The 12084-nt window shown below is 68.0% G+C and carries 12 protein-coding genes; 10 read left to right on the forward strand and 2 right to left on the reverse strand.

Translation table 11 applies throughout. The features are described from left to right. The first annotated feature begins 70 nt into the window (after positions 1 to 70). The gene (locus tag ASC92_RS01575; protein WP_056511755.1) at positions 71 to 670 is read left to right on the forward strand and encodes an ATP-dependent Clp protease proteolytic subunit; all 600 of its coding nucleotides are present in this window, start codon (positions 71 to 73) and stop codon (positions 668 to 670) included. Between the two features lie 9 nt (positions 671 to 679). Here ASC92_RS01575 and ASC92_RS01580 read toward each other — a convergent pair whose 3' ends face one another. Then, entirely contained in the window at positions 680 to 1069 is a 390-nt protein-coding gene (locus tag ASC92_RS01580) for a RidA family protein (protein WP_056509661.1), read from the reverse strand. 188 nt (positions 1070 to 1257) lie between these two features. On the opposite strand from ASC92_RS01580, the gene ASC92_RS01585 reads away from it, so the two are divergent. The 9 genes from ASC92_RS01585 to ASC92_RS01625 all read left to right on the forward strand — a co-directional run bounded on the left by ASC92_RS01585 (position 1258) and on the right by ASC92_RS01625 (position 11102). Then, positions 1258 to 2835 (forward strand): ABC transporter substrate-binding protein, encoded by a 1578-nt coding sequence (locus ASC92_RS01585; protein ID WP_056509663.1) that lies wholly within the window; start codon positions 1258 to 1260, stop codon positions 2833 to 2835. A 13-nt stretch (positions 2836 to 2848) separates the two neighbouring features. Next, positions 2849 to 3790, forward strand: a complete 942-nt coding sequence (locus ASC92_RS01590) for an ABC transporter permease (RefSeq protein ID WP_056509665.1) — start codon at positions 2849 to 2851, stop codon at positions 3788 to 3790. A gap of 3 nt (positions 3791 to 3793) precedes the next feature. After that, positions 3794 to 4633, forward strand: coding sequence for an ABC transporter permease (locus tag ASC92_RS01595; RefSeq protein ID WP_056509666.1), 840 nt, complete (start codon positions 3794 to 3796; stop codon positions 4631 to 4633). 290 nt (positions 4634 to 4923) lie between these two features. Continuing rightward, positions 4924 to 5961, forward strand: a complete 1038-nt coding sequence (locus ASC92_RS01600) for an ABC transporter ATP-binding protein (protein ID WP_056509669.1) — start codon at positions 4924 to 4926, stop codon at positions 5959 to 5961. Between the two features lie 157 nt (positions 5962 to 6118). Next, positions 6119 to 7102: an ABC transporter ATP-binding protein gene (locus ASC92_RS01605; protein ID WP_056509672.1), complete on the forward strand. Its 984-nt coding sequence runs from the start codon at positions 6119 to 6121 to the stop codon at positions 7100 to 7102. Beyond that, positions 7099 to 8400 (forward strand): amino acid deaminase, encoded by a 1302-nt coding sequence (locus ASC92_RS01610; RefSeq protein ID WP_056509676.1) that lies wholly within the window; start codon positions 7099 to 7101, stop codon positions 8398 to 8400. The genes ASC92_RS01605 and ASC92_RS01610 overlap by 4 nt, the downstream gene beginning before the upstream one ends. A gap of 10 nt (positions 8401 to 8410) precedes the next feature. After that, a complete protein-coding gene (locus ASC92_RS01615; protein ID WP_007837465.1) occupies positions 8411 to 9322 on the forward strand; it encodes a MurR/RpiR family transcriptional regulator in 912 nt (303 codons plus the stop codon). Further along, a complete protein-coding gene (locus tag ASC92_RS01620; RefSeq protein WP_056509680.1) occupies positions 9319 to 10827 on the forward strand; it encodes an N-acyl-D-amino-acid deacylase family protein in 1509 nt (502 codons plus the stop codon). Before ASC92_RS01615 ends, ASC92_RS01620 begins: the two co-directional genes overlap by 4 nt. An 89-nt stretch (positions 10828 to 10916) precedes the next feature. Next, entirely contained in the window at positions 10917 to 11102 is a 186-nt protein-coding gene (locus tag ASC92_RS01625; protein WP_007837463.1) for a hypothetical protein, read from the forward strand. Positions 11103 to 11125: 23 nt separating this feature from the next. Here the strand turns inward: ASC92_RS01625 and ASC92_RS01630 are convergent, their stop codons facing one another. Next, on the reverse strand, positions 11126 to 12049 hold the full coding sequence (locus ASC92_RS01630; protein WP_056509683.1) for a LysR family transcriptional regulator: 924 nt from the start codon (positions 12047 to 12049) through the stop codon (positions 11126 to 11128). Positions 12050 to 12084 lie beyond the last annotated feature (35 nt).

Consider the following 12084-nt stretch of genomic DNA (forward strand, 5'->3'; position numbering starts at 1 on the left):
CTGTGGACTTGTCCGCCAGGACAGTTCAACCACAGGAGCTTTCTGCATGTCCACGCTGCCCATGTTCTCAATGGAATCCGAAGACGACACCAAGCCCGCGGCCACCGCCGAGCCGCGCAACTCCTATCTGGAGGAGAAAGCGTTCAACTCGCGCACGCTGCTGATCTTCGGCTCCATCACCGACTCGGTGGCCGCCGACGTGACGCGCCGGCTCATTGCGCTCGATGCCGACAGCGCCGACAAGCCCATCGACATCCTCGTGAGCTCGCCCGGCGGCCATCTGGAGTCGGGCGATGCCATCCACGACATCGTGCGCTTCATCAGCGCGCCGGTGAACATGATCGGCACCGGCTGGGTCGGCAGCGCCGCCACCCATCTGTTTCTTGCCGCGCCGCGCGAGCGCCGCGTGTGCCTGCCCAACACGCGCTTCCTGATCCATCAGCCCAGCGGCGGCGCGGGCGGGCAGGCGACGGACATCGCGATCCAGGCGCAGGAAATCATCAAGGCCCGCCAGCGCATCGCGCACGAGATCGCGCGCGAAACCGGCAAGCCCATCGACGTGGTGCTGGCCGACATCGAGCGCGACCGCTGGCTGTCGGCCACGGAGGCCGTCGAGTACGGCCTGGTCTCGCGCATCATCCAGCGCAAGACCGAGTTGCGGCCCGCCTGATCGGCCTGATCAGGCCTTGGGCTTGTAGGCGACGACGTCGATCTCGACCTTGGCGTCGACCATCAGCCGCGCCTCGGTGGTCGAGCGCGCCGGCTTGTTCTCGCCGAAGTAGCCCATGTAGATGCGGTTGAAGGCACCAAAGTCGCGCGCGTCCTGCAGCCAGACGGTGCTCTTGCACACGTCGTCGAGCGTGGCGCCGGCCAGTGCGAGCACCGCCTTGAGGTTTTCCATCACCTGACGCGTCTGCGCCTCGATGCCGCCCACCACGATCTCGCCGTCCTTGTTCGCCGGCACCTGGCCCGACACATAGATGAAGTCGCCGGCGCGCACGGCCGGGGAGAAGGGGCGGGCCTGGCGGTCGGACGCGACGGGCGGGGCGCCGAGGTATTCGAGGGGCATGGAGACTCCTGAGAGGTGAAGTAGTGAAAGAAGGGATCTGCGAGTATCGCGCCCAATCTGAAAATCTCTTTCAAATTAACCTTCAATCAAGGGTTAACACGGATGATTTGGCATGAATACTGCTTCAAAGTCTAGGCCGAAGAGAAATTTTCTTTCACAAACTCGCACGCCCCATGAAGGAGTTCCCCATGCCCCACGTCGGTCCTGTTGTCCAGCGCCTGCCCAAGCTGTCGAAGCGCAGCCTGCTGGGAGCCTCCCTGCTCGCGATGCTGTGCGCCGCGCTGCCCCATCAGCAGGTCCACGCCCAGGGCCCGCGCAACTTCGCCACGCTGGCGATGGTGGCGGAGCCGCAGACGCTCGACCCGATGGCCTCCACGGCCGACCTGGTCGGAACCATCATGCAGCACGTGTACGAGACGCTCTACACCTTCGACGCCAAGTGGAACGTGGTGCCGATGCTGGCCGAAGGCATGCCGAAGATTTCGGCCGACGGCAAGACTTACGCCATCACCCTGCGCAAGGGCGTGATGCTGCACAACGGGCGCGAACTCAACGCCGACGACGTGGTGGCGAGCCTGCAGCGCTGGATGGACCAGTCGCCGCGCGGCAAGGCCGTGGGCAAGGAGGTTGCCAGCCTCAAGGCCAAGGGCCCGCTGGCGGTCGAAGTGGTGCTGAAGGAGCCCTACGCGCCGCTGCTCTCGCAGTTCGCGCTGCCCAGCGGCATGGCCGCCATCATGGCCAAGGATTCGATCGCCTCGCCGCTGAAGGACTTCGTCGGCACCGGCCCCTACAAGTTCAAGGAGCGTCGCCCCGACCAGTTCGTGCTGCTCACGCGCTTCGACAAGTACAGCGCGCGCAAGGAACCGGCGAGCGGCTACGGCGGCAAGCGCGAAGCTGCGATCGAGGAGCTGCGCTTCGTGCCCGTGCCCAACGCCAGCACGCGTGTCGAAGGCGCGCTGGCCGGCCAGTACGACTTTGCCGACCTGCTGCCGGTGGAAGCATTGCCGCGGCTGGAGAAGTCGGGCGGCAAGACGGTGCCGATCATGACGCCGTCGTTCGGCTTTCCCTACCTCGTGCTCAACACCAAGGAAGGCGTGGCCGCCAGCCAGCCGGTGCGCCAGGCGATCCAGACCGCGCTCGGCGAAGGCGAGATGCTCGCGGCCGGCTTCGGCGACACGCGCTTCTTCGTGGCCGAGGGCAACCACTTCCCGAAGGGCTCGCCGTTCTATTCGGCGGCCGGTGCAGACCAGTACAACCAGCGCAACGCCGCCAAGGCGAAGGAGGCTGCGGCCAAGGCCGGCTACAAGGGCGAGCCGATCCGCGTGCTCACCAGCCGCCAGTACGACTTCCACTACAACATGGCGCTGCTGATGGCCGAGCAGCTCAAGCGCGCCGGCTTCAAGGTCGACCTGAACGTGGTCGACTGGGCCACGCTGGTGCAGCGCCGCAACGACGCGAAGCTGTGGGACATCTACGTGACCCACTCGGGCCAGTTCCCCGAGCCCATGCTCTCGCCGCCGCAGCTCGGCGACGGTGCACCCGGCTGGTGGGACACGCCCGCCAAGAAGACGGCACTGCAGGCCTTCAACGTCGAGAGCGACCCGGCCAAGCGCGGCGCGCTGTGGGGCAAGGTGCAGCAGGTGGTCTACGACGAGGTGCCGTACATCAACGTCGGCAAGTTCAACGGCCTGTCGGCCAAGAGCCCGGCGCTCGATAACTACCAGCCCGCTACCTGGCCGTTCTTCTGGAACGCAAAAATCAAGTAGGCCTCGCCGCGACATGGTCCGCTATCTCTCCTCCCGCCTGGCCGGCATGCTGGTGGTGCTGGCCATCGTGGCCGTGCTCGTCTTCGTGCTCACGCGCGCCGCATCGGGCGACCCGGTCTCGGTGCTGCTGGGCGACCAGGCCACCGCGGCCGACATCGCCCGCGTGCAGAAGGAGTACGGCCTCGACAAGCCGCTGCCCGTGCAGTTCGGCTACTGGCTGCGCGAGGTGCTGCAGGGCAATCTCGGCACCTCGATCTTTCTTCAGCGCCCCGTGACGCAAGCGCTGTGGGAGCGCTCCGAACCCACCACGCTGCTCGCGCTGATGGCCGTGGCCATCGCGGCGCTGATCGGCGTGCCCTGCGGCATCGTCTCGGCCGTGTTCCGCGGGCGCGTGGTCGACCAGCTGTTCACCGGCATCGCGATGTTGGGCGCGAGCATTCCGAGCTTCTGGCTGGGCATCGTGCTGATCCAGATCTTCGCGGTGTCCTTCGGCTGGTTCCCGGTGTCGGGCTACGGCGCGCCCGATGCGGCGCTGGCCGAGCGGCTGCATGCGCTGGTGCTGCCGGCCACGGTGTTGGGCCTCTTGAACTCGGCGCTCATCATCCGCTTCACGCGCGCCTCGATGCTCGACGTGCTCGGCGAAGACTACGTGCGCACGGCGCGCTCCAAGGGCCTGAGCGAAAGCACGGTGGTGCTCAAGCACGCGCTGCGCAATGCGCTGGTGCCCATCGTCACGGTGATCGGCCTCACGGTCGCGCTGATGATCGGCGGCGCCGTCATCACCGAAACGGTGTTCGGCCTGCCCGGCGTGGGCAACTTGGTGGTCAGCGCCGTGCTGCGGCGCGACTACCCGGTCATTCAAGGTGCATTGCTCGTGATCGCCGCGATCTATGTGCTCATCAATTTCTCGATCGACCTGCTGTACGCAGTGGTCGATCCGCGCGTGAAGGTCTGAGCGATGCGCATGCCTCGAATGCTCCGCCAGCTGATGCATCGCCGCATCGTGATGGTTTCCGCCCTGGTGCTGCTGGTGATCGCCATCCTGGCGATCGGCGCACCGCTGTTCGCCTCCATCGACCCCAACGACACGGCGGTGCTGCAACGCCTGAAGGCGCCGAGCGCCGAGCACCTGCTCGGCACCGACGAACTGGGCCGCGACCTGTACTCGCGCATCGTGCACGGCGCGCGCTACTCGCTGGCCATCGCGGCGCTCACCGCGCTGGGTGCGGTCATCGCGGGCACGGTGCTGGGTTTGATGGCCGGCTTCTTCCGCCGGCTCGACGCGCCGCTGATGCGCGTGGTCGACGCGATGATGTCCTTCCCCGACATCCTTCTGGCCATCGCGCTGGTGGCGATCCTCGGGCCCTCGCTCATCAACACGGTGCTTGCGCTGGTGCTGGTCTACACGCCGCGCGTGGCGCGGGTGGTGCGGGCCTCGACGCTGGTGGTGCGCGAGCTGCTGTTTGTCGAAGCGGTGCGCGCGCTGGGTGTGCGCACCTCGCGCATCCTGTGGCGGCACATACTGCCGAACCTGATGTCGCCGATCCTGGTGCAGGTGTCGTTCATCTTCGCGTATGCGATCCTGGCTGAAGCTGGGCTCTCATTCCTCGGCGTCGGCGTGCCGCCCGAGATCCCGACCTGGGGCACGATGGTCGCGGGAAGCCAGCAGTACGCGCACCAGGCCTTCTGGGTGGTGCTGTTCCCGGGGCTTGCGATCATCTTCACGGCGCTGTCGCTGCAACTGCTGGGCGATGGTGTGCGTGACCTGCTCGACCCGAAGCTGAAGAAGACGGCATGACGAATTTGAGCTGCACGATTTGTTTTGTGCGCTGTTCAGGGCGCGCTCACGCCGACGGGGTACCTTGCTCCGCGAATGTCCCCCGCTTCGCTCCTCCTTTATTTCGCTGCGCAAGGCACCCCGCCGTCGTCTCGTGCACAGGGCACCGGGTGCTCCCCGCAGCGAAATAAAGGAGGAGCGAAGCGGGGGACATTCGCGCAGGGGAGTACCCGGTGGCCTGTGTACGCGCCCCGAACAACAACGCCACGAATACAAGCAGCCCGCCCAAAACCCACCCCGGAGCCACGCGCATGAATGACCATCCCAGCCAGCCGCGTCTCACGGTCAGCAACCTGAGCACCAGCTTCCCCACCGAAGACGGCCTCGTGCGTTCGGTGGCCGACGTGAGCTTCTCCATCCAGCCCGGCAAGACCACCGCGCTGGTCGGCGAATCGGGATCGGGCAAGTCGGTGACCAGCCTCACGCTGATGCGCCTTCTGCCCAAGACCGCGAACGCGCAGGTCAGCGGCAGCGCCTCGTTCGTGACGCGCGAAGGCAAGACGCTCGACCTGCTGCAGATCGGCGAACGCGAGATGCGCTCGCTGCGCGGCAACCAGCTGTCGATGATTTTCCAGGAGCCGATGACCAGCCTGAACCCGGTGTTCACCATCGGCGAGCAGATCGCCGAGAGCGTGCGCCTGCACAAGGGGCTCGACCGCAAGGCGGCGCTGGCCCATGCGCTGCGCATGCTGGAGCTGGTCGAGATCCCCGCCGCCGCGCAGCGCATCCACGAGTACCCGCACCAGCTTTCGGGCGGCATGCGTCAGCGCGTGATGATCGCGCTGGCCATGGCCTGCGACCCGACGCTGCTGATCGCCGACGAACCCACCACTGCGCTCGACGTGACCATCCAGGCGCAGATCCTCGAACTCATGCGCCGGCTGCAGGCCGAGACGGGCATGAGCATCCTGTTCATCACGCACAACCTCGGCGTGGTTGCGCACCATGCCGACGACGTGGTGGTGCTGTACGCGGGCCGCGTGGTCGAAAGCGCGCCCGTGCGGCCGCTGTTCGCGCAGCCTGAGCATCCGTACACGCAGGGCCTGCTGGCCTGCCTGCCGGGCAAGGCGCGGCTGCCCGGCCAGGCCAAGCCGAAGCGGCTGTTTGCCATTCGCGGGCAGGTGTCGAGCCCGCTGGCGCCGCCGCCGGGGTGTGCCTTCGAGCCGCGCTGCGACCTCGCGCTGCCCGAATGCAGCGCCGCGATGCCGTCGCTGATCGAGACGCACCATGGCCGAGAGGCGCGCTGCGTTCGCGTGCAGCCGGCGCAACCGCTGGTGAGAGCCGCATGAGAAGCGCACTGCCTGGCGTGTTGCTCCTTCCCCTTCCGGGGGAAGGCTGGGATGGGGGCAAGCGGCGTTCGTTCGGCGCAGTGCTTCATCCAGTGCCGTCGTGCCCCCACCCCAACCCTCCCCCGGAAGGGGAGGGAGCCAATACCCAAAGCCCACGATGACCACCGCAGCCCCCCTCATCGAAGTCCGCGGACTCAAGAAATACTTCGGCAGCAGCGATCGCCCCGTGCGCGCGGTCGACGACGTGTCGTTCGCGATCCAGCCCGGCGAGACGCTGGGCCTCGTCGGCGAATCGGGCTCGGGCAAGAGCACCATCGGCCGCACCGTGCTGCGCCTGCTCGAACGCACAAGCGGCCAGGTGCTGTACCGCGGCGACGACATCGGCACGCTGTCGGGCGAGCGCATGCGCAAGCTGCGCAGCAAGCTGCAGATCATCTTCCAGGACCCGTACGCCAGCCTGAACCCCAAGATGCGCATCAGCGCCATCCTCGGCGAGGCGCTGTCCACGCACGGCCTGCACAAGGGCGCGGCCGCACGCGACAAGCGCATTGCCGAACTGCTCGAAACCGTGGGCCTGCGCGCCGAGCATGCGAGCCGCTTTCCGCACGAGTTCTCGGGCGGGCAGCGCCAGCGCATCGGCGTGGCGCGCGCGCTGGCGGTGGAGCCCGAATTCATCGTCGCCGACGAGCCGCTGTCGGCGCTCGACGTGTCGATCCAGTCGCAGGTCATCAACCTGCTGGCCGACCTGCGCGAGCGGCTCGGCCTGACGATGCTCTTCATCTCGCATGACCTCGACGTGGTCGAGTACCTGTGCGACCGGGTGGTGGTGCTGTACCTCGGCAAGGTGATGGAAGTCGCCACCACCGACGAGCTGTTCGCACGACCTTCGCACCCCTACACCCAGGCGCTGCTGGCCGCGAGCCCGAAGCCCGACCCGGAGGTTGCGACCGAGCGCATCGCGCTCAAGGGCGACATTCCCAGCCCCATCTCGCCGCCCTCTGGTTGCGTGTTCCGCACGCGCTGCCCGCACGCCATCGAGGCCTGCGCGCAGACCGTACCGCCCTTGGACGAAATTTCGGCAGGACACTACAGCGCCTGCATCCGCAAAGAACTGCTCTCCAATATCGCCGCACGACCATGACCGATACCACCGCCAAGAACTTCAACGACCCGCTGCTGGACAGCAATTTCAAGGGCTACCCGCGCACGCAGGCGCCGAGACTGCGCAGCGAAGTCGGTACGGCCGGCTGGAACGTGCTGGCCGGTGACCTGCCGCTGCCGCTGGCCGTGCTCAAGCGCGAGGCGCTCGAGCACAACCTCGCGTGGATGCAGTCGCGCGTGCGCGAATGGGGCATCGACCTCGCACCGCACGGCAAGACCACCATGTCGCCGCAGCTGTTCCAGCGCCAGCTCGACGCCGGCGCCTGGGGCCTGACCTTCGCGACCGTCACGCAGCTTGCCGTGGGCGTGGCGGCGGGCGCGCGCCGCACGCTCATCGCCAACCAGGTGGTGAGCGACGAAGACCTCGCGGGCATCCAGATGCTGCTGAAGGCGAACGCGGGCCTGCGCATCGTGTTCCTGGTCGATTCGCTGGCGCAGCTCGCGCTGATCGAGGACTGGTCATCGCGCCATCCCGCGAGCGTGCCTTTCGAGGTGATGATCGAGATCGGCGTCGACGGCGCACGCACCGGCTGCCGCACGTACGAGGAAGCCATCGCGCTCGCCACGAAACTGCGCGCGTGCGGCGTGGCCAGGCTCGTGGGCATCGAGTGCTACGAAGGGCAGGGCGCCACCGGCCAGAGCGAGCCCGACGCCGCCTACGCGAAGACGCTGATGGACCGCGTGGAAGCCGTCGCCCGTCATTGCGACACCGAAAAACTCTTCGAGACCGACGAGGTGCTGGTGTCCGCCGGCGGCTCGGCCATCTTCGACCTCGTGGCCGGGCGCCTCAAGCCCGCCCTTGGGGCGCCCGTGCGCGGCCTGCTGCGCTCGGGCTGCTACGTCACGCACGACCATGGCTTCTACAAGCGCATGGTGAGCGCAGTGGACGAGCGCCTGGGCTGTGGCTGCGGCGAAAGCCTGGTGCCCGCGATGGAAGTCTGGGCCACGGTGCAATCGCGCCCCGAGCCGGGCCTGGCGATCCTGGCGGTCGGCAAGCGCGACATTTCCTTCGACCTCTCGCTGCCCGTGCCCATCGCGCGTGCCGCGCGCGGCGTGCTGCAGCCGCGGGCCGTGCCCGCCGGCTGGAAGATCACCGCACTCAACGACCAGCATGCCTACCTGCGCTGGGACGCGAGCGAGGAAGCCGAGGCGCCCAAGGTCGGCGACCGCGTCGGCCTCGGCATTTCGCACCCCTGCACGACCTTCGACAAATGGCACTGGATGCCTGTCGTCGAGCAGGACTACCGCGTGAGCGACGCCGTCGCCATGCACTTCTGAACACGCACCGATGACTCCTTCCCTGCTTCAGAAAATCGGCGAGATCCGCAGCGACGCCCCGGCGACGCGGCGCGCGATTCTCGACCTGATCCTCGAAGACCCCGACCGCGTGCTCGAGGAAAGCTTCGAGCAGCTGGCCGAGCGCTCGCGCAGCTCGGTGCCGACCATCATGCGCACCTGCCGCGACCTCGGCTTTGCCGGGCTGCGCGAGTTCAAGCTCGCGCTCGCACAGGAGCTGGCGCTCGGCGGCTCGCCGCTGCACCGTCGCGTGAACATCGAGGACGCGGCCGACGAAGTGGTGGGCAAGATCGCGCGCAGCGCGGCGGCCTCGGTCTCGGGCGTGCGCGGCCAGCTCGACATGCAGGTGCTCGACGGTGCCGTGGCCGCCATCGCAGCCGCGCCGCACGTCGACCTGTACGGCGCGGGCGCCACCTCGTGGTTCATGGCCAACGACCTGCAGGCGCGGCTGTTCCGCCTCGGCCTGTCGGCCAACGCCTGGGCCGACTACCACCTGCAGCAGGTGGCCGGCGCGGCGCAGCGCCCCGGCGGCGTGGTCATCGCCATCTCGCACGTGGGCGGCATGCCTTCGCTGCTCGACGCGGTGGACATCGCGCGCGGGCAGGGTGCCAAGGTGGTCGCGATCACCCGGCCCGGCACGGCGCTGGCGGCCAAGGCCGACTTCCTGCTCGGGCTCTCGGTGCCGGACGACGCGGTGATGCACGTGGGCATCGACGCCTACCTGACGCACCTCACGGCCATCGAGATCCTCACCGTGCTGGTGGCCCAGCGCCGCGGCGAGCCCGCGGTGCAGCGCCTGCAGCGCGCGCGCGAGGCCTTCCAGCGCCATGGCATCGACGCCACCACGCATCCGCTGCAGAGCTGGGATGGCGGCGGCATCAGCGGCGGAGGGCGCGCATCGTGAGCCAGGACTGCAAAGCCATCCTGCTCGAGGCCGGCCTCGTGGTCGACGGCTCGGGCGGCCCCTCGTGGCCCGGCGACGTGCTGCTGCAGGGCGACCGCATCGTCGCGCTCGGCGAAGGCCTGCGCGAGCGGCTGCCCGATGGCCTCGCGCTGGCCGACGTCGAGGTTGTCGACTGCCGCGCCAAGGTCATCGCGCCCGGCTTCATCGACGCGCACACGCACGACGACGCCATCGTGCTGCGCGACCCGCTGTGCCTGCCCAAGGTGTCGCAGGGCATCACCACCGTGGTCACGGGCAACTGCGGCATTTCGCTCGCGCCGTACCGTACGCCGCAATCGAAGCCGCCGCTCACGCTGTTGGGCGCCGATTCGTTCAAGCACGCGACCATGGCGGAGTACCGCGCGGCCGTCGATGCGACGCAGCCCGCGCTCAACGTGGCCGCGCTGGTCGGCCACACCACGCTGCGCTTCGCGACCATGCAGGCGCTGGACCGTCCCGCCAGCGCCGATGAACTGGCGCGCATGGAAGCGCTGCTCGACAGCTGCATGGCCGACGGGGCGCACGGCATGTCGTCGGGCCTGTTCTACGAAGAAGCCTTTGCCGCGCCCGCCGAGGAAGTGACGGCGCTGGCGCGCGTTGTGGCCCGTCACGGCGGCGTCTACGCCACGCACCTGCGCAGCGAGATGCAGCAGATCATCGAAGCGCTGCACGAGGCCGGCGACTCGGCCTTCGACGCCGGCGTGCCGCTCGTCATCTCGCACCACAAGTGCGCCGGGCCGGCCAACTGGGGCCGCACGAAGGAAACGCTACCGCTGATCGAGTCGCTGGCGCAGCGTCAGCAGATCGCGATGGACGTGTACCCCTACGTGGCCGGTTCGACCGTGCTGCGCGAGGACCTGGTCGACGGCGTGATCGACGTGCTGCTCACCTGGTCCGACCCGCATCCCGAGATGATGGGCCGGCTCATTTCCGACGTCGCGCGCGAATGGGGCACCACCGAGCAGGAGGCCTGCCTGCGCCTGAAACCGGGCGGCGCCTGCTATTTCCAGATGCAGGAGGAGGACGTGGAGCGCGTCATCGCGCACCCGCTCACCATGATCGGCAGCGACGGCCTGCCGCACGACCGCCATCCGCACCCGCGCCTGTGGGGCGCCTTTCCGCGCGTTTTTGCGCGCTATTGGCGCCAACGCCGCCTTTTCACGCTCGAACAGGCGGTGCACAAGATGACCGGTATGACGGCGCGCAACCTGCGCATTGCCGACCGCGGCCTGCTGCGCGCGGGCGCCATGGCCGACGTGGTGGTATTCGACCCCGAGACCATCGCCGACACCGCCACCTACGAGCAGCCGCACGGTGTGAGCCTGGGCGTGGAACGGGTGTTCGTGAACGGCGTGCTGGCCTATCGGGGCGGCGAGGCCGAAGCCCGGGTGCTTGCGCGGGCGGGTCGGATGCTGGCGCGGGGGCCTGAAGAGCAGGGCGGGGCCGCCGTATCTGACCGGGAATAACCTCAAGACCTCTAAAGTTCTAACGCTCTCGGCAAAAATCAGTCAAACTTGTACATCTTATTGGCCGTCGAATTCCGACAGGAGCAAAGATGGACAAGGACGCTGAAGGCCTTGGTGCTGATTTCGAGCTGTGGCAGCAGCTCACGGACGACTACGAAGCCGCATTGGGCGCACTGGCCCGGGGCGAGCCGGGCGCGCGAGAGCGGGTGGTCCGGTTGTCGTTGGCACTTCAGCAACTGCATCCGGACCTCTCTCCCGTCGACCACGACTGCTGAGGCACTGCACAAGGCCAGCAAGCTCAGTCCCGCGCCGGCTCCTCTTCCGCCTGCGCCTGGAACATGCGCGCGAAATCGCAGCACTCCTGCGCCAACATCACGATGGACGAGGTGAGCGCGCTGCGGTGCTCGCCCTTGTGCATTGCCACGTAGCGCACCACGGGCAGCGCCGGCGCCACGTCGATCACCGCCAGCATGCCTGCCGCCACCAGCGGCTGCAGGCACTGGCGCGGCAGGTAGCTCACGCCCAGCCCCGACACCGTGAGCCCCGTCAGCGCCACCAGGTTGCTCACCACGATCACGTTGGCGGGCTGCACGCCTTGCTCCTTCATCCAGGCGTCATAGGCGCGGCCGGTGCCCGAGTTGTTGCCCTGCACCAGCATGCGATGCCGCGCGAGCTCGTGCAGTCGCACGGTGCCGCTGGCCGCAACCACGCCGGGCTTGCACATCCATGCGCTCGTCACTTGGCCGATGGCCTTGTGCTGCAGCCGCGAGTCGGCGAAGGTGTCGGGCACGATGACGAGGTCGAGTTCGTCGGCCAGCAGCTTGTCGCGCAGCTGCAGGCTGTCGTCCACGTCGGGCTCGAGGATCACCTTGGGGTAGTGCTGCTGGATCAGGCCGACCAGCCGCGGCAGCCACGTCATGGCGGTCAGCTCGGTAACCCCGATGCGGATGCGCCGTTCCACCACGCCGGGCTTGCCGAACTGCTCGACGGCCGCGTCGCGCTGCGCCAGCAGCTTCTGTGCGAGCACGTACATCTCCTCGCCCTTCTCGGTGAGCCGCGCGGTGCGTTGGCTGCGGTCGAACAGCTCGGTGTCGAACAGCTGCTCCAGCTCGTGCACCCGCTTGGAAATGGCCGACTGCGAGGTGTTGAGCTGGTTGGCCGCCTGCGCAAAGCCGCCGAGGCGGGCGATCCAGTACAGGGCTTCGAGTTGCTTGAAGGTCATCACGGTCAGAACGCTTTTATTCATGCGATTCCATC

The sequence above is a fragment of the Variovorax sp. Root411 genome (assembly GCF_001425205.1).
Taxonomy (GTDB): domain Bacteria; phylum Pseudomonadota; class Gammaproteobacteria; order Burkholderiales; family Burkholderiaceae_C; genus Variovorax.